Below are 15,087 nucleotides of genomic sequence, written 5' to 3'. Positions count from 1 at the left end.
GGGATCGGTTATGGAACCCGCAGGCAAGCCGCTCGTCGAGATGAAGAACATGTCGATCGCCTTCGGCGGCATCCGCGCCGTCGACGACGCCTCGGTCGATCTCTACCCGGGTGAGGTGATGGCGCTTCTCGGCCACAATGGCGCCGGCAAGTCGACGCTGATCAAGATCCTGTCCGGCGCCTACAAGCGCGACGCAGGCGTAATCTATGTCAATGGCGAGGAGGCCACGATCACCAACCCGCGCGACGCCAAGAAGTACGGCATCGAGACGATTTACCAGACGCTGGCGCTGGCCGACAATGTCGACGCCGCCGCCAACCTGTTCCTCGGCCGCGAGTTGCGCACGCCATGGGGAACGCTCGACGATGCGGCGATGGAATCCGAGGCGCGCAAGGTGATGGGCAGGCTCAATCCGCGCTTCCAGCGTTTCAAGGATCCGGTCAGCAAACTGTCGGGCGGCCAGCGCCAGTCGGTGGCGATCGCCCGTGCGATCCTGTTCAACGCCCGCATCTTGATTATGGATGAGCCGACCGCCGCGCTCGGACCGCAGGAGACCGCCCAGGTCGGCGAACTGGTGAAGCAGCTAAAGGCCGATGGCATCGGCATCTTCCTGATCAGCCACGACATTCACGACGTGTTCGACCTCGCCGACCGCGTCTGCGTGATGAAGAACGGTCAGGTGGTCGGCACGGCCCGCACCGGGGATGTGACCAAGGACGAAGTGCTGGGCATGATCATCCTCGGCAAGTGCCCGCCGGGAGCGATCCCCGGCCCGGGCGCGATGGCGATCGCCGCCTGAAAAGAAAAAAGCCGCCGACCATCGGATGGCCAGCGGCTCGATATTCGAAAAACCAAAAATCAGCGGCAGCGGGCCTCGTAGATGCGCCCGTAGCGGTCGCGGTAGCGGCACCAGCCCGTGCGGGTTGCCTTGCCGATCAGCACGCCCGAAGCAGCGCCCACCACGCCGCCGACAATCGCGCCGCCTGCATCGCCTGTCGCCAGCGCGCCGATCGCCGCGCCGCCGAGACCGCCCACCGTCGCGTCCTGCTCCGCAGTGGTGCAACCGGTCACCGCAATCATCGCGGCGACAGCAAAAATGACATTCTTCATCTATGGTCACTCCTCACTTTTCGTCACGCAATCGGTGACTTGCACGATCAAAAACCGGTTTACCGTCCGAAATCATTCTTGGGTAAGAGCGTCTTTTTCGCGGCGGTCCCTAGTAGATGCAACCATAAGGTTGGGCGCGTCAAGGGAGGCGTACAGCGTACCGTCTGGAAGCACGTCCCATTCCAGCACGACGTCTTCCTCCGCGAGCGCCGGGTCGACGGTCACGCACTTGGCGAAGATCTTCGGGCGTTGGCCGGTGAGGACGCTCAAGGTGGGAGCAACTTCAGTCTCGCATTCCTCGACCGTTTCATAGAGCGGAACCGGCGCGGGAAGTTCCTGGCATTGCTGCAGGTCTTGCGAGCATCCGATAACCAGCAGAAGGGCGGCAATGTGTTCCATGGGGGGATACCTCTCGCGCCAGAAACGAAATGCCGGACGTCATGGTTCCAAAATATCGATTGCCTTTCAGCGGCGAGGGTTTGCTCGATGGCAAGGCTTCGCCCACAGCTCAACCCACGGCGGCAGGCAAATACGGCGTGGCGGATAGGGTCAGATCAGCGCGAATGCAAAGAAGCCTACCCCGATAACGGCCAGTACGGCGACGATCACCGAGGTTGAAGTGGGGGAAAGCGGGTGTGTCTCAGGTGTCGTCTGGTCCGGGTCCTGGATGTCGCCCATGGCTATCCGGGCGGCGTTTTCCAGCCTGTGAATCTCCGCAACCATTCGGACGCTCCAGCGTATATCGATGCACCGAAACGTCGAAATGCGTGCCGGGTTCCATCGGATACTGCACTAGCGCGAGATTTTATGGTAAACGCCGGGTTAATCATGTCTGCGGGCAGTTTTATTCGATCTCGAAACTGCCCTGCGGCACCAGCAGATGGTAGTTCAGCTGACTGTCGGATATGTCCAGCGTTGCGGTGCCGTTCAGCGACGCGGGCACCACCCGCTCCAGCGCGACGCTGCCGAACCGCTTTTTCCCATTGCCCATTTCATCGATCCTCTCCGACCAGGACAAATCGAGATCCCTGTTTTCGGGCGGGGCTGTCAGATGCGCAGCGACGGTCACGAATCCGTCGGGACGGGCAAGCGCGCCGTAGCTCACGGAATTCACCGCAAGCTCATGCATCGCCAATCCGATGTGCAATGCCGCATTGGGGTTGAGATAAGGATTTTCACCTTCGAAGCGAACCGTCTCGCTCGGCTTGGGGCTATAGCGGCCGACCTGCCCAAGCACAAGGTCGCGAAGATCGGCGCCACGCCAGTTGGACGAGGTTACCAGATCCTGGGAGGAAGCCAGCGATTGCAGGCGCCCTCTGAAGCGGGCCAGGAAAACCTCGATCGTATCGGAATAACGCCCCGTCTGCGAGGCGATGCTCTGGATGATGGCCAGCAGGTTCTTGGAGCGGTGCGCGACCTCTCGCAACAGGCTCTTCAGCGTCTGCTCGCGCCGCTTCTGCTCGGTGATGTCGACCCCCGTGGTGACGACGGCCTGCACCGCGCCGTCCGGAGATTTGTCGGCGTCGAGCCAGACTGCAAACCAGCGCGTGCCATCCCGATCCGGGAAGCTGATTTCCAGGTTCTCGGGTTGCGCCGTTGCAATGACCCTCCGCTTTGCCGCAGCCAGCCGTTCCGCCTGGGACGAAGGGAGAAAATCGTGGTCGGTGCGGCCGGAAATATCGCTCCGCGACCATGCGGGAGGCACGTTCTGCGCCCACAGGACGCGAAGCCCGCGATCCTGGTAGAGTACAGAAATCCCGGTATTGCGCAAAGCGTGGAGAAGGCTTCGTCCGATTTCCGGATTGCTCTCAGCCAACGGCCAGTTCATCGCGGTTTCCTCGGTAGCTTTCTTTCGCGATAAACTCATGCGCCACTCACCCCGTCGCGGATGAACGGCTCAGGCCGGAACGGGTTCCATTTTCAAGAGGTTCCGCCGGGCCGCGTCCCTTTCGGAGACGTTGCCCGGCGGGTATCTGGAAACCGTTTGAGGGGGACGGCATCCAGCATACGGCTTTGGCTAGGCGCGCCTGAACAGCCCAGCCAGCAAGGAGATCACCAGAAACGCCAGGAAGACGAAGAACAGGATCTGCGCAATGCCGGCGGATGTTCCGGCTATGCCGCCAAAGCCCAGCGCCCCGGCAATGATGGCGACGACGAGAAAAACAAGCGCCCAATAAAGCATGGGTCATCTCCTTCGGATTGTTCGTAAAAAAACGCCTGCGGCGGTTGTTGGTTCCTGAAAAAGAAAGGCCGCCAATGGCGGCCTTGCTCCATCTCGTGCAGTGAGGTCAAGCGGCCGCCTTGGCCTGCCGGTCGAAAAACAGCGCCTGGCTGATCAGGGCCTTCACCATGTCGGGGTTGAAAGGCTTGGTTACAAGGAAAGCCGGTTCCGGGCGTTCTCCGGTCAGCAGCCGCTCGGGGAAAGCGGTGATGAAGATGACCGGCACCGCGGCGGACGCCAGGATCTCGTTGACGGCCTCGATGCCCGAACTGCCGTCGGCCAGCTGAATGTCGGCCAGCACCATTTTGGGCCTGGTCTTGTTGAACATGGCCGTCGCTTCGGCATGTGTGCGGGCGATTCCCACTACCCTGTGGCCCAGGCTCTCGACCATCTCCTCGATATCCATGGCGATCAGCGGCTCGTCCTCGATAATGAGGATGTCGGTGGCGACCTGCCGTGAGATCTCGTTGCTGGCTTGCGACAGAAGAGCGCTGAACTCGCTTTCCGACACGTCCAGGATCTCGGCTGCCTCCTCATCCGTGAAGCCTTCGACGGCCACCAGCAGGAAGGCTTGGCGCGGACGGGGTGAGATCGCCGTCAGATTGGCGGCGGCGCGCTGTTCCCACGCCGAGTGCGGGGTTTCCTGCGGCACGCGGATCGCGACCGAGGTGAAGAGCTTGGCGAAGGTCTTGTAAAGTGCGATGCGCTCGTTGGACGCTTCCGGAAAAATTCCTACATCTGCGATCAACGCCTCCAGCATCGCCGCTACCAATGCATCACCACTTTGCTGTGAACCTGAAACGGCCCTGGAAAAACGACGTAGAAAAGGCAAATGGGGAGCAATAGTTGCAGATAAACTCATAATGCGCGGTTCCCTCACATCATCCGCTAGCGGATTGTTACCGAACCCCATTAACGCCGAAATCCCGAAAAAGTTCCGACGTGGCGGAACTTATTTAAGCTGGACCCGTTATAGCCGGAATTTGGGCAGCCAGATGGCCTCGCCGTCCGCCTCCGGTTCAAAAAATGGGTGGAACGGGGTCCATGGCAAGACAGGGCGAAATATCACATATGACAAAACAAGCCACCGGTGCAGTCGGTGCGAAACCCCGCCGGAACGGAAACGATCCGCTCGGCGCGAATTCCGAAATCGGCCGCAAACTCAAGCAATATTACGACGAGCTCGTTTCGGACGAGGTGCCCGACCGTTTCGCCGAACTGCTCAGCCAGCTTGAAAAAGCTGAGCCCGCAAGGAAAGAAAGAGCTGAGCCCGCAAGGAAAAAGGCCTGACCGGAATGGTGGTCACCCCGCAGTTCAAGAACGACCTGCTCGGCACCATACCGAGCCTGCGCGCGTTTGCCGTGTCGCTGACGCAGAATTCGGACAAGGCCGACGACCTAGTCCAGGAGACGCTGGTCAAGGCGTGGGACAAGCACGAAAGCTTCCAGATGGGCACCAATCTGAAAGCGTGGCTGTTCACGATCTTGCGAAACGAGTTCTATTCGCAGATGCGCAAGCGCGGGCGCGAGATCCAGGACAGCGACGGCATCATGACCGAACGTCTCGCCGTTCATCCTAGCCAGCACGGAATGCTCGACCTGGAGGACTTCCGCGCCGCGCTCGAGCAGCTTCCGGAGGATCAGCGCGAGGCGATCATTTTGATCGGCGCTTCCGGCTTCTCCTATGAGGAAGCGGCAGAGATCTGCAATTGCGCCGTCGGTACAATCAAGAGCAGAGTCAGCCGCGCGCGCAACCGCCTGCAGGAGATCCTGAAAATCTCCGGCGAGGCCGACTACGGTCCCGATTCTATTTCGGCGCAGGTGATGGGTTCAAACGCGGCCTGAGGCGGGAAGGCTTCAAGTGAGGCGGCGGCCGGCGGCGGCCGCCACCGCCTCGACCAGATCGGAGCCTGAATAGGGCTTGCCGATGACGGCCACGTCGGGAAAGGCCGCGAAGATTTCGTCGAGATCGGTATAGCCTGAAGCGAAGACAAACGGCACGTTGCGTTCATGGATATGCCGGGCGAAATCGAGCGTCGACGTCCCGTCGAGCATGACGTCCACGATGGCGGCGTGAAACTCCACTGCCGCCCTGTCGGCGTCTATCTCGGCAAGGTTCCTCGCCACCACTACATCAGCGGCGCCGTTATCGCGGCAAAGCTGCTCTACATCCATAGCAATGAGAACCTCGTCTTCCAGAACCAGAATTCTCATGCCGGACAGCAAATCGGACAATCGCAATATCTCCTTGAGAAAGGTGACTCATGAACGCAAATTGGCGCCTTGTCATTTAAAAAAGACATGTCCGAATCCGGACGGAAGGCAGCCTTGCGTATTGCCTCCCGTATAGCAACAAAAGAGGCACCTTATAGGGGGCAAACATGGGGTCAGGGCAGACCATACGGCTTTTCCAGACACAGCAATATCCCTGCCGGAAGTGTCCGCTGCGGCCGCTGAGGGTATTTCGTGAATTCGAAAAGCAGGAACTGGCTTTCGTTAGCCGGTTCAAGAAGGGCGAACTGGCGGTCGACAAGGGAGCTACCCTGCTCGTCGAAGGCAACCACAGCCCACACCTCTACACGGTGCTTTCCGGGTGGGGATTCCGCTACAAGCTGATGCCCGACGGGCGCCGGCAGATCCTCAACTACGCCATGCCGGGCGATCTCGTCGGCCTGCAGGGCAGCCTGATGGGCGAAATGCAGCATTCCGTCGAGGCGCTGTCGCCGATGCTCCTGTGCGTGTTTGAGCGAGAGGACCTGCACGAACTCTATAGGAACCACCCAGGGCTCGCCTACGACATCACCTGGATCGCATCGCGCGAGGAGCAAATGCTGGACGAGAACCTGCTCAGTGTCGGGCGGCGCACGGCCCAGGAACGTGCCGCTTATCTGATCGCGTTCATAGGCAGCCGCGCCAAGACGGTGGGGCTCAACGGCGGCGCGATCATCGAGGTACCGGTTACACAGCAGCACATCGCCGATACGCTCGGCCTGTCGCTGGTCCACACCAACAAGACGATCCGCAAGCTGATGGATCGCAAGCTCATTTTGTGGCGCGACGGCGGCTGCGAGATCCTCGACCTGGAAGGGCTGAGATCGCTCGCGCGCTGGGAAGGCCTCGGCGAGGAGCTGCGCCCGCTGGTTTAGGTCGTCGACGTGCTTAGCCGGCATCGTCGCCCCAATTCAGGCCGGGAACGACATTCCTGACGACTGCATAGGCGACCAGCAGAGCCGGGATGGCTATGAAGCCGCCGAGCGGCCCCCACAACCAGATCCAGAACACAAGGGCGAGCAGCACGACCAGCGGATTCAGCGTCATCGTCCTGCCGATCACCATGGGCGTCACGAACTGCCCCTCGACCGTGTTGATTGCGAGAAAGACAAACACCGGCAGCAAGCTGCCGCCAAATGTGTCGAATTCGGTTAGCCCGATTGCGAACAGGATGACAACCATCACGGCCGGCCCGATGAACGGCACGAAATTGGCCAGCGCCGCCAGCGCACCCCAGAGCGGTGCGGAGGGAATGCCGATCAGAAACAGTCCAATGCTAACGGCAAGGCCTTCGGCGATGTTGATGATGCTGATCGATATCAGATAGCGCGACACCAGGCTTTCGACATCGCGGAAGATATGGGCGACCCGCCAGCGCAGGCGCCGCTTGAAGCACAGGCTCAGGATCGCAACGCGTGTCTGATGCCTCGTCGCGACGAAGAAATAGAGGCTGGCGAAGAAAATGAGTATCTGGGCGAGAACGGCAGGCGCCAGCGTCGCCAGACTCTCGAATCCCATGCCTTCATCGACTGAGACCGACACGCCATCGTCGCCGGTCAGGTTGCGCAATTGCTCGCGGATGCCGTTCAGCGCCTGGAGCGGCTGCCTCAACTGCGCGAGCTGCCCCTGAAGGTCGCTCCAGATCTGCGGCAGGCGGCCGATCCAGAAGCTCAGCGGCGCCGCCAGTGCGAGAGCGAACAGGCAGGCAGCGAATATGAAGATCAGCACGACCGCCGTCGCCGACAGGCCGGGCGGAAATCCGTGCCGCTCAAGTCGCGCCGCGATCGGCCCGAGCATCAGTCCGATGACGACGCCAAGCGAAATCGGCGCCAGAATGTATTCGCCCGCCGCCAACGCGAATATCAGCGATATAATGCCCACAACGATGACCGAAACCTGCGCCGCCTGCGCCAGAAATATTTCGACATTCGACTTGGGCGGCAATCGTACGATCGGCGCCTTCTTGGCAGTGCGGTTGGCCATTCAAGATTTCCGGCTGGACTTGCAGCGGGAAACGCACTTTCATGGCCTTTCGTTCCTTGACGGAACCTCGCTTCGCATGGGGCGTTCTGTCGGCAGACAATGCTAAGGAGTGTGGCAATGGCGGCAGCAGCAGGCAGATCTTCGAAATCCGCGGGCGATACGGGCCCCGGTCCCAGTCCCGACCTCGAAGCAGACATCCGCCAGTTGCGGGCCGACATAGCGAAGCTCGCCGAGCAGTTGGCAACCACCAAAGACCATTCCTACAGCACAGCGCGCCGTGCGGCGGCCGAAGGGGTCGAGCAGTTGCGCACCCAGGGCGAGGCCGCCATTGAAGGTCTTCGCGCCAACGCCAAGGACATTGAAGAGCAGGTGATCGCGACCGTCCGTGAAAAGCCGGTCACATCGCTTGCAATCGCCGCCGGCGTCGGCTTCCTGTTTGCGCTCCTGTCACGCCGCTAGCGCCGGCATAATCATCCAACTTAGCCTGATCATCGTCTAGGGGCGTCCACATGCTGGCATCGCTGATCGCAAGTTTCGCATCGGGCGAAACTGCGCTCGCCCTTCGCCGCGCCAAGCGAGCGGCGATCGCCTATCTGCTTGCGGGCGTGGCCGCACTTTGCGGCATCGGCTTCCTTATAGGAGCCATCTATATCTGGGCGTCGGGGCGCTATGGCGCTATCGAAGCGGCGCTCGGCATCGGCGTAATCTTCCTGCTCTTGAGCGGCGTCATCCTCATCGTCCACACCACCACTGCGCGGGTTCAGGCGCGGCGGGCCAAGGAGCGGCGCGCAAGCGACATGACTGCGGTCGCGGTCGCTTCCACGCTTGCGATTTTGCCTACGCTTTTGCGCGGCAAAGCCGGGCTTGGAACGGTAATAGCGCCGGTTGTCGCGCTCGCCGCCTATGCCATTTACCGCGAGAACCGCGCCAAGACTCCGAAGAAGCCCGATCTCTGACTTTTCGCCGCCGCAGCCGGCGATGCGACTGGAACCAAGCCATGGCGCGGGCATTGATCGGCATAGGCCAAAATGCAGTGGAGACGATCGTGCCCAAGACAGTACCGCCCGGCAAATCGCGACAAGGAAGCCGCGGCCTTCCCGTCCTCATCGTCCTCGTGGCCGGGCTGGCGCTGGCGATGGCTGTATGGGGCGCTCTGGAGATATGGGGCGAGGCGATCGACGCGCCGAGCAACGAACGGCCCGGCGGCGTTACAGTGGAGGGGAACGAACAAGCTCCGATAAACTAGCCGGTTGAGTTCGCCCAGGCGGTTTGGCCGGAACTCTTCGGCACGAGCACCCGAAGCGACTTGGGGTGTATTTCCAGCACCGTCTCCCGTTCCAGTTCCGACAACTCGCCGTCTATCACGCATCTTAAGCCGGCTTTGGCCGCGCGGATCTTGAGCACCACGCGCTCGGCCTCATGGATTTCGACCTGCTGGTTGTCGCGCCATTTTCCGCGCGCCACACTGAGCATGAACCGCAACAACTCCCCGCGTTGCCGGGCAACGGTGACGTAGACGCCGAGCACGCCGCCATCGGGATGGTCGGCATAGGGCAAATGACCTTCGCCGAACAGATTGTTGGTCACTCCGATGCCGGTCGTTCGGGTGACGATCTCCGCATCGCCGATCTCCAGGCTGACGGTCATGGTCGGCGGGTTCATTACGGTCGTATAGGCAGCCTTGACGGATGCGCCTATCTTGCCGAGGCGCGAGCGGAATTCCATCTTGTCGCGCAACCGCACCATCTTCGCGTGCATGCCGATCGAGAACTGGTGGACGAAAACGCGGCCATTGGCACTGGCCACATCCACCGGCTTGATCTCGCCGTTCGCGAATGACGCGAGCGCCTCGTCCAGCGACTGCGGTACGCCCAAGCTGCGCGCGAAGAGGTTCATGGTTCCTGCGGGAAGAATGGCCAGCGCCTTATTCCTGTCCTTAAGCGCCGCGGCCGCCGCCGATATCGTTCCGTCGCCGCCGCCGGCCAGCACCACGTCCACCGGGCGTTGCTGTGCCGCCTCGGCGAGCGCGTCGACTATCTCGTCGCCCGCGACGATGCGCGTTTCGGCCAAGTGACCGGCGGCCTCCAAGGTTTCCTTAATCTTTGCGGAGAAGGCTTTGAGATCCATGCCGCGCAGTGCGCCGCCGTCCCGGTTGAGCACCGCAAGGAAGCGCATGCCTAGGCCTCCGATCGCCTGTCGCCGAAGCCGCCGTCTCGTGGAGAGGAAGCCGGTTTTCTCAACGTGAGCGCCGCGCCGAAGTTCCAGTCTTGGACGGCAGGGCTCACGGGACGGCGGGTCCGGCGAAATTCGGAACTAGAATGGAGTAACGACGTTGTGACGATGTGAAACCGCGCCTGGCTTCCCTGCGACGGTACAGCCGAGGCGCGGCAGTGCATTGAAAGTTCACGCACAAGGAGAACATATCATGATCCGCAATCTGCTGGCTACCACGGCGATCGCGACACTGTTGTTGTCGACCGCCGCCTACGCGCAGGACACGACGGCGCCGGCTCCCGCGGCTCCTGCGACCCAGGACGCCGCTCCGGCTGAAGCGCCCATCGCGCGTGCCGACGGCCATCTGGCCACCAATTTGATCGGTGAAACCGTCTACAACGGCACCGGCGACGACGCCGAGAACATCGGCGAAGTCAACGACATCGTCATCGGCCCGAACGGCGAGGTCGAATCCGTCGTCATCGGCGTCGGCGGCTTCCTCGGCATCGGCCAGAAGAACGTCGCCGTGAACTACGCCGAGGTAGACTGGGCCGAACGCGACGGCGACCGCTGGCTCGTCGTAGCCGCCACCAAGGAGCAGCTCGAAGCGCAGGCCGATTTCGACCGCCGCGCCTATGATCCTGCTCCGGCAATGACCGCCGGCACAGAACCGGCTCCGGCAACGGACCAGACAGCGACGGCTCCGGCTGAACCTGCCCCGGCGGATGACCAGACTGCAGCGGCTCCGACTGAGCCTGCCCCGGCGGATGACCAGACCGCGGCAGCCCCGGCTGAGCCTGCTCCGGCGGACGACCAGACCGCGGCGGCTCCGACTGAGCCTGCTCCGGCCGACGACCAGACTGCAGCAGCCCCGGCTGAACCTGCTCCTGCGGACGACCAAACCGCGGCAGCTCCGGCTGATCCGGCCGCTCCCACCGACCAGACCACGACCGCAGCGGTCGACAGGTCGACGCTGACGGAAATGCCGGCCAATGACCTGAGCGCGGAAAATCTGATCGGCACGACGGTCTACGGCGAAAATGACCAGATGGTCGGCGAGATCGGCGACGTCATTCTCGAAGGTGAGAAGGTCGATACGATCATCGTCGATGTCGGCGGGTTCCTTGGCGTTGGCGAAAAGGAAGTCGCCGTTGCTATGGACAACCTCGCATTCATGACCGATGCGGATGGCAACAGGTATCTCTACACAAACTTCACCCAGGAGCAGCTCGAAGCGCAACCGGCATATGACGAATCCACATATGCCCAGAACCGCGATGAACAGCGCCTGAGGATGACCGAGTAGTCATCCCTGCAATATCGTGACGAAACCCGCGCCGTCGCCGGCGCGGGTTTTCTTTGTCCTCGGCACTCCCGGTTATGTCTCACAACACCATTCCCGGTCAGTTTGACGAACGCCAGCATCTGGTCGAGATGCTCATGCCCGCCTGCGAAGCAGGCATCGGTCACAAGTAGTTAGCAGGACATTGGGGCGTTTCGATTTTCGTGCCAAGCTGATTTCCTTCATTGCCCGCCCTGCGACAGGCGCATGCAGTGAACAAACAACCGCGGTTCGTTCACAAATCGGCAACAGTGCATTCTGACTTCGGCCTCTACCCCGACGGCTCGTTCGACCGACATATGGGCGTGAAGAGGCGGCGAGGCCGCATAGCGAGAAAGGAGCACGGACATGCTCGACCAGATCAAGGGCCTGCATCACGTCACGTCGATGGCCAAGGATGCACGCCGCAACAACGAATTCTTCACCGGCAAGCTCGGCCTGCGCCGGGTCAAGAAGACCGTCAATTTCGACGCGCCGGACGTCTATCATCTCTACTATGCCGACGAGGTCGGCACGCCAGGCTCGGTCATGACCTACTTCCCCTTCCCGAATATCGGCAAGGGCAGGCACGGCGTGGGCGAGGTCGGAACCACCGTTTTTGCGGTTCCGCAGGGCACGCTCGGTTATTGGGAAAAGCGGTTCGCCGACGAGGGCGTCAAAGACGTGAAGCGCGAGACGCGCTTCGGCGAGAACCGGCTGGCTTTTTCCGGGCCGGACGGCGATTCCTTCGCGCTCGTCGAGACGAAGGACGATCCGCGCAAGCCCTGGACCGAAGCCGGCATTCCGGCCGACGACGCCATACGCGGCTTCCACTCCGCATCGCTCAGGCTGCGGGACGGCGGCGCGACCGAAGAGCTGCTGAAATTCATGGGCTACGAGAAAGTCGACGCCTCCGGCAACATCAAGCGGCTCGCTATCAACGACGGCAACGGGGCCGATGTGATCGACATCGAAACTCTGCCGGGTGCGCCCTTCGCCGATCTCGGCGCCGGTTCCGTTCACCACATCGCCTTCGCGGTCGAAAACCGGGCAAAGCAGCTCGAGGTCCGCAAGGCGCTGATGGACACCGGTTATCAGGTGACGCCGGTGATCGACCGCGACTATTTCTGGTCGATCTATTTCCGCACGCCGGGCGGCGTCCTGTTCGAGGTCGCGACCAACGAGCCGGGCTTTGACCGCGACGAGGACACGGCCCATCTCGGCGAGGCGCTCAAACTGCCGAAGCAGCATGCGCATCTGCGCGACTATCTCGAAAAACACCTGCAGCCGCTGGAGGGCTGATCAGCCATGTCCGCAGACACCTACATCTATAGGGCCATAGCCGGCGCGCCTGGCGCGCCACTGCTGTTCCTCTTTCATGGCACCGGTGGAGACGAGAACCAACTCGTCTCTCTCGGACAGGAGACGCTGCGCGGCGCGTCGATTATCTCGCCGCGCGGCGACGTCTCGGAATATGGCGCGGCGCGATTCTTCCGGCGCACCGGCGAGGGCGTCTACGACATGGAAGACCTCGCGCTGCGCACCAGCAGGATGGCGGAATTCGTCCGGGCGCATATCGAGGCTCAAGCGCCATCAGCCGTGCTCGGCCTCGGCTATTCCAACGGCGCGAACATTCTTGCCTCGACGGTCTTTCTCCAGCCGCATCTGTTCGATGCCGTCGTGCTCATGCATCCGCTGATCCCGTTCGAGCCGCAGGTGAAGGGCAGTCTGGCGGGAAAGCGCATCCTGATCACCGCCGGCCGCCGCGACCCGATCTGCCCGCCCAACCTCACATCCCGGCTCGATGCGCATTTGCGGTCGGCCGGGGCCGATGTCACACTCCACTGGCACGAGGGCGGACACGAGATCCGGCCGGATGAAATCGCATCCGCCAGGCATTTTCTTGCGCACATACAGGAGCAATCATGACCGACACGCTGCCCGAAATCCGGCTGGAAGACACCGGCTCGAAAGGACGATATTTTATCCGCTCGGCTGCCGGCGACGAAGCCGAGATGACCTTCAGCAAGGCCGGCGAGCATTTGATCATCATCGACCACACCGAGGTTCCGGAAGCATTTCGCGGGCAGGGCGCGGGGCTGAGGCTCGTCGCCCGCGCTGTCGAAGACATGCGCGCGGCCGGCAAGAAGATCATCCCGCTCTGCCCCTTCGCCAACGCCCAGTTCCGCAAGCATGCCGAATGGGCGGACGTGCTGAAAGGCTGACCGCGCAGTCGTCCGAATTTGTCCGATCCCGGGCAGGAACCAATCGGCTCTTGCAGCCATTTTGTCTGGAGAGTCCGAGTGAGATCGAGGCGGCGATGCAGACGAGGAATTTGGGCATAAGGCTGGAAAAGCGCGGCCACCGGGGCCGCTACGTGCTCGAAATGCCTGAGGGCGATCCGGCCGAACTCACTTATGTCGAGAGCGGGCCAGACCACATCATCATCGATCACACCTGGGTGCCGCCTGCATACAGGGGGCGGGGTGTGGCGGAACGCCTGGTGGTGCGAGCGGTCGAGGACGCGCGCGCTTCAGGCACGAAGATCACGCCGCTCTGCCGGTTTGTGGCTGTCGAATTCCGCCGCCACAAGGATTGGGCCGATTTGCTGAAGTAGCGGTATACGGGGTGCGCCCTTCGAGGCTCGCTTTGCTCGCACGTCAGGATGAGGGCTATGGTTGATGAGCCCGCTCATCACGAAAGAGCAGATCGACGAGATGGCGGCGATCCTACGCGAGGGCATCTCGCGCACGATGGACGGTCTGCGGCGGTCCGGCTTCACCTCGTCAGAATGGACGCAACCAGCTCGCAGGCAAAACTGACGCCGCAGCACAACGTCTGCTTGTAAACAGGGAACCTGCCCGTTACCACAGCCGTTGCGGACCTGGTGTCGGATCAGACTGACCTGGTCGTCTTCGATCCCTCCGACAGTGCTGCAGCGCCGCGGGCGCCTGCGGGAAAAGGAACGGAGGTGGCGGGAGACTGTCATGGAGCGCATGCGCGCGGAGCCAACATTTGCGGCACGGCGGCGGATCGGGTGGAAACAGGGCTCGGTTAAGTTGGCCGAAGCCCTGTACGGAGGCGAACGGCGTCATCGCATCGCGCTGCGCCGCCTCAGTGTCACCTATGCGTGGCTGCCGCCCTTCGAAGGAGCGTCGAAAACGATCCCCAACAGGCTGGAGGTCGTGTTCTCGCGCCACCCGAAAGTAGCCATTGAACTGGCGGGCAAAACCCTGGACGTCGACGTGGAAGCCGGCGGCTTCTATGTGGTCGGGGAAGAGCCCACGACGCTCCTCAAGGTGCCGGCATTCAGCGACACGCTCGAAATCTATCCTGATGCGGCCCTTCTGGAGGCCGCTGCCGAGGAGGCCGGGCAATCCGGCTTCGCCCTGCGTCCGACACTCGGCCGGAGCCCGGCTCCCCGCATCGCGGCCGACGGCGCGATGCTGTCGCTCGCGCATGTGCTGCGGCAGGCCTGCTTGGGGCTGCGGACACTGTCGCCAATCGAGGTGAGCACGCTGGAGCACCTTCTGGCTATCCATGTCGTCGGCGCCAATCCGAAGCGCGGCAGCGGCAGGCTGGCCTCGGCATCCATGAAGCGCGTTCTGGAACGGATCGAAGATGAGATCGACCATCCACTGACCCTGGACGATCTTGCTGGCGAGGCTTGCCTAAGCGCCTTCCATTTCGCCCGCTCGTTCAAGCGGTCCACCGGCCTGGCGCCGCACAGATATGTCCTTGCGCGCAGGATCGAGCGCGCCAAGCAGCAGTTGATGACGACCGGCCGTAGCGTGGAACAGATTGCCACCTCGCTCGGCTTTGAGAATCTGCACCACTTCCGCCGGCAGTTCCAGGCGCAGTTCGGCACACAGCCCGGGGCGTTGCGGGAGGTAGCATGGCGATCGGCCCGGATCAGCGCGCGCCGACCCTGAAAGAGCAAGAATCGAGCCTGCGCCATTCTCCTCCTC

Annotated in this window: 23 protein-coding genes; 14 read left to right on the top strand and 9 right to left on the bottom strand. The window is 62.2% G+C overall.

Annotated features, from left to right (window positions below; genetic code table 11):
- The first annotated feature begins 10 nt into the window (after positions 1-10).
- Positions 11-799 (top strand): ATP-binding cassette domain-containing protein, encoded by a 789-nt coding sequence (locus ABVK50_RS22650; RefSeq protein ID WP_353644444.1) that lies wholly within the window; start codon positions 11-13, stop codon positions 797-799.
- A gap of 59 nt (positions 800-858) precedes the next feature.
- Here ABVK50_RS22650 and ABVK50_RS22645 read toward each other — a convergent pair whose 3' ends face one another.
- From ABVK50_RS22645 to ABVK50_RS22620, 6 genes are all read right to left on the bottom strand, one after another.
- Entirely contained in the window at positions 859-1,110 is a 252-nt protein-coding gene (locus ABVK50_RS22645; RefSeq protein ID WP_353644445.1) for a hypothetical protein, read from the bottom strand.
- A gap of 72 nt (positions 1,111-1,182) precedes the next feature.
- On the bottom strand, positions 1,183-1,509 hold the full coding sequence (locus ABVK50_RS22640) for a hypothetical protein (RefSeq protein WP_353644446.1): 327 nt from the start codon (positions 1,507-1,509) through the stop codon (positions 1,183-1,185).
- A gap of 150 nt (positions 1,510-1,659) precedes the next feature.
- Positions 1,660-1,833 carry a hypothetical protein gene (locus tag ABVK50_RS22635; RefSeq protein ID WP_353644447.1) on the bottom strand — a complete coding sequence of 58 codons (174 nt, stop codon included), beginning with the start codon at positions 1,831-1,833 and terminating at the stop codon, positions 1,660-1,662.
- A 121-nt stretch (positions 1,834-1,954) separates the two neighbouring features.
- The gene (locus ABVK50_RS22630; RefSeq protein ID WP_353644448.1) at positions 1,955-2,938 is read right to left on the bottom strand and encodes an HWE histidine kinase domain-containing protein; all 984 of its coding nucleotides are present in this window, start codon (positions 2,936-2,938) and stop codon (positions 1,955-1,957) included.
- Between the two features lie 189 nt (positions 2,939-3,127).
- Positions 3,128-3,292 (bottom strand): DUF1328 domain-containing protein, encoded by a 165-nt coding sequence (locus ABVK50_RS22625; RefSeq protein WP_121583648.1) that lies wholly within the window; start codon positions 3,290-3,292, stop codon positions 3,128-3,130.
- A 106-nt stretch (positions 3,293-3,398) separates the two neighbouring features.
- Positions 3,399-4,193 (bottom strand): response regulator, encoded by a 795-nt coding sequence (locus ABVK50_RS22620; RefSeq protein WP_353644449.1) that lies wholly within the window; start codon positions 4,191-4,193, stop codon positions 3,399-3,401.
- Positions 4,194-4,402: 209 nt separating this feature from the next.
- Here ABVK50_RS22620 and ABVK50_RS22615 point away from each other — a divergent pair, with 209 nt between their 5' ends.
- Positions 4,403-4,621, top strand: a complete 219-nt coding sequence (locus ABVK50_RS22615) for a NepR family anti-sigma factor (protein WP_353645846.1) — start codon at positions 4,403-4,405, stop codon at positions 4,619-4,621.
- Positions 4,622-4,626: 5 nt separating this feature from the next.
- A complete protein-coding gene (locus ABVK50_RS22610) occupies positions 4,627-5,175 on the top strand; it encodes an RNA polymerase sigma factor (protein WP_165027776.1) in 549 nt (182 codons plus the stop codon).
- A gap of 12 nt (positions 5,176-5,187) precedes the next feature.
- On the opposite strand, the gene ABVK50_RS22605 is transcribed toward ABVK50_RS22610, so the two are convergent.
- Complete coding sequence (locus ABVK50_RS22605; protein ID WP_353644450.1) at positions 5,188-5,565, bottom strand: response regulator; 378 nt, start codon at positions 5,563-5,565, stop codon at positions 5,188-5,190.
- A gap of 146 nt (positions 5,566-5,711) precedes the next feature.
- Between ABVK50_RS22605 and ABVK50_RS22600 the strand changes: the two genes are divergently transcribed.
- Positions 5,712-6,476, top strand: coding sequence for a Crp/Fnr family transcriptional regulator (locus ABVK50_RS22600; protein WP_353644451.1), 765 nt, complete (start codon positions 5,712-5,714; stop codon positions 6,474-6,476).
- 13 nt (positions 6,477-6,489) lie between these two features.
- On the opposite strand, the gene ABVK50_RS22595 is transcribed toward ABVK50_RS22600, so the two are convergent.
- Complete coding sequence (locus tag ABVK50_RS22595; RefSeq protein ID WP_353644452.1) at positions 6,490-7,584, bottom strand: AI-2E family transporter; 1,095 nt, start codon at positions 7,582-7,584, stop codon at positions 6,490-6,492.
- Between the two features lie 117 nt (positions 7,585-7,701).
- On the opposite strand from ABVK50_RS22595, the gene ABVK50_RS22590 reads away from it, so the two are divergent.
- The 3 genes from ABVK50_RS22590 to ABVK50_RS22580 are packed head-to-tail and all read left to right on the top strand — an operon-like array spanning position 7,702 to position 8,830.
- On the top strand, positions 7,702-8,043 hold the full coding sequence (locus tag ABVK50_RS22590; protein ID WP_353644453.1) for a hypothetical protein: 342 nt from the start codon (positions 7,702-7,704) through the stop codon (positions 8,041-8,043).
- A gap of 50 nt (positions 8,044-8,093) precedes the next feature.
- Entirely contained in the window at positions 8,094-8,540 is a 447-nt protein-coding gene (locus tag ABVK50_RS22585) for a hypothetical protein (RefSeq protein WP_353644454.1), read from the top strand.
- 41 nt (positions 8,541-8,581) lie between these two features.
- Positions 8,582-8,830: a hypothetical protein gene (locus tag ABVK50_RS22580; protein WP_353644455.1), complete on the top strand. Its 249-nt coding sequence runs from the start codon at positions 8,582-8,584 to the stop codon at positions 8,828-8,830.
- Here ABVK50_RS22580 and ABVK50_RS22575 read toward each other — a convergent pair.
- Positions 8,827-9,759, bottom strand: coding sequence for a diacylglycerol kinase family protein (locus ABVK50_RS22575; protein ID WP_353644456.1), 933 nt, complete (start codon positions 9,757-9,759; stop codon positions 8,827-8,829). The two genes, ABVK50_RS22580 and ABVK50_RS22575, sit on opposite strands and share 4 nt — an antisense overlap.
- Before the next feature lie 250 nt (positions 9,760-10,009).
- On the opposite strand from ABVK50_RS22575, the gene ABVK50_RS22570 reads away from it, so the two are divergent.
- From ABVK50_RS22570 to ABVK50_RS22540, 7 genes are all read left to right on the top strand, one after another.
- On the top strand, positions 10,010-11,104 hold the full coding sequence (locus ABVK50_RS22570) for a PRC-barrel domain-containing protein (RefSeq protein ID WP_353644457.1): 1,095 nt from the start codon (positions 10,010-10,012) through the stop codon (positions 11,102-11,104).
- Between the two features lie 384 nt (positions 11,105-11,488).
- Positions 11,489-12,421, top strand: coding sequence for a VOC family protein (locus tag ABVK50_RS22565; RefSeq protein WP_353644458.1), 933 nt, complete (start codon positions 11,489-11,491; stop codon positions 12,419-12,421).
- Between the two features lie 6 nt (positions 12,422-12,427).
- Positions 12,428-13,048: an alpha/beta hydrolase gene (locus tag ABVK50_RS22560; protein WP_353644459.1), complete on the top strand. Its 621-nt coding sequence runs from the start codon at positions 12,428-12,430 to the stop codon at positions 13,046-13,048.
- On the top strand, positions 13,045-13,344 hold the full coding sequence (locus ABVK50_RS22555; RefSeq protein ID WP_353644460.1) for a GNAT family N-acetyltransferase: 300 nt from the start codon (positions 13,045-13,047) through the stop codon (positions 13,342-13,344). The genes ABVK50_RS22560 and ABVK50_RS22555 overlap by 4 nt, the downstream gene beginning before the upstream one ends.
- Positions 13,345-13,439: 95 nt before the next feature.
- The gene (locus ABVK50_RS22550; protein ID WP_353644461.1) at positions 13,440-13,736 is read left to right on the top strand and encodes a GNAT family N-acetyltransferase; all 297 of its coding nucleotides are present in this window, start codon (positions 13,440-13,442) and stop codon (positions 13,734-13,736) included.
- Between the two features lie 64 nt (positions 13,737-13,800).
- Positions 13,801-13,941 (top strand): hypothetical protein, encoded by a 141-nt coding sequence (locus ABVK50_RS22545; protein ID WP_353644462.1) that lies wholly within the window; start codon positions 13,801-13,803, stop codon positions 13,939-13,941.
- Positions 13,942-14,106: 165 nt separating this feature from the next.
- Positions 14,107-15,051, top strand: a complete 945-nt coding sequence (locus ABVK50_RS22540; protein WP_353644463.1) for an AraC family transcriptional regulator — start codon at positions 14,107-14,109, stop codon at positions 15,049-15,051.
- The last annotated feature ends 36 nt before the right edge of the window (positions 15,052-15,087 follow it).

The sequence above is a fragment of the Mesorhizobium sp. WSM2240 genome (genome assembly GCF_040438645.1).
Taxonomy (GTDB): domain Bacteria; phylum Pseudomonadota; class Alphaproteobacteria; order Rhizobiales; family Rhizobiaceae; genus Allomesorhizobium.
Note: the sequence above shows the minus strand (reverse complement) of the source record. Positions and strands in the feature narration are given on the sequence as shown.

Coding starts and splice junctions, on each gene's coding strand:
- ABVK50_RS22650 (WP_353644444.1), top strand. CDS start 11: ATGGAACCCGCAGGCAAGCCGCTCGTCGAGATGAAGAACATGTCGATC.
- ABVK50_RS22645 (WP_353644445.1), bottom strand. CDS start 1,110: ATGAAGAATGTCATTTTTGCTGTCGCCGCGATGATTGCGGTGACCGGT.
- ABVK50_RS22640 (WP_353644446.1), bottom strand. CDS start 1,509: ATGGAACACATTGCCGCCCTTCTGCTGGTTATCGGATGCTCGCAAGAC.
- ABVK50_RS22635 (WP_353644447.1), bottom strand. CDS start 1,833: ATGGTTGCGGAGATTCACAGGCTGGAAAACGCCGCCCGGATAGCCATG.
- ABVK50_RS22630 (WP_353644448.1), bottom strand. CDS start 2,938: ATGAACTGGCCGTTGGCTGAGAGCAATCCGGAAATCGGACGAAGCCTT.
- ABVK50_RS22625 (WP_121583648.1), bottom strand. CDS start 3,292: ATGCTTTATTGGGCGCTTGTTTTTCTCGTCGTCGCCATCATTGCCGGG.
- ABVK50_RS22620 (WP_353644449.1), bottom strand. CDS start 4,193: ATGAGTTTATCTGCAACTATTGCTCCCCATTTGCCTTTTCTACGTCGT.
- ABVK50_RS22615 (WP_353645846.1), top strand. CDS start 4,403: ATGACAAAACAAGCCACCGGTGCAGTCGGTGCGAAACCCCGCCGGAAC.
- ABVK50_RS22610 (WP_165027776.1), top strand. CDS start 4,627: ATGGTGGTCACCCCGCAGTTCAAGAACGACCTGCTCGGCACCATACCG.
- ABVK50_RS22600 (WP_353644451.1), top strand. CDS start 5,712: ATGGGGTCAGGGCAGACCATACGGCTTTTCCAGACACAGCAATATCCC.
- ABVK50_RS22595 (WP_353644452.1), bottom strand. CDS start 7,584: ATGGCCAACCGCACTGCCAAGAAGGCGCCGATCGTACGATTGCCGCCC.
- ABVK50_RS22590 (WP_353644453.1), top strand. CDS start 7,702: ATGGCGGCAGCAGCAGGCAGATCTTCGAAATCCGCGGGCGATACGGGC.
- ABVK50_RS22585 (WP_353644454.1), top strand. CDS start 8,094: ATGCTGGCATCGCTGATCGCAAGTTTCGCATCGGGCGAAACTGCGCTC.
- ABVK50_RS22580 (WP_353644455.1), top strand. CDS start 8,582: ATGGCGCGGGCATTGATCGGCATAGGCCAAAATGCAGTGGAGACGATC.
- ABVK50_RS22575 (WP_353644456.1), bottom strand. CDS start 9,759: ATGCGCTTCCTTGCGGTGCTCAACCGGGACGGCGGCGCACTGCGCGGC.
- ABVK50_RS22570 (WP_353644457.1), top strand. CDS start 10,010: ATGATCCGCAATCTGCTGGCTACCACGGCGATCGCGACACTGTTGTTG.
- ABVK50_RS22565 (WP_353644458.1), top strand. CDS start 11,489: ATGCTCGACCAGATCAAGGGCCTGCATCACGTCACGTCGATGGCCAAG.
- ABVK50_RS22560 (WP_353644459.1), top strand. CDS start 12,428: ATGTCCGCAGACACCTACATCTATAGGGCCATAGCCGGCGCGCCTGGC.
- ABVK50_RS22555 (WP_353644460.1), top strand. CDS start 13,045: ATGACCGACACGCTGCCCGAAATCCGGCTGGAAGACACCGGCTCGAAA.
- ABVK50_RS22550 (WP_353644461.1), top strand. CDS start 13,440: ATGCAGACGAGGAATTTGGGCATAAGGCTGGAAAAGCGCGGCCACCGG.
- ABVK50_RS22545 (WP_353644462.1), top strand. CDS start 13,801: ATGAGCCCGCTCATCACGAAAGAGCAGATCGACGAGATGGCGGCGATC.
- ABVK50_RS22540 (WP_353644463.1), top strand. CDS start 14,107: ATGGAGCGCATGCGCGCGGAGCCAACATTTGCGGCACGGCGGCGGATC.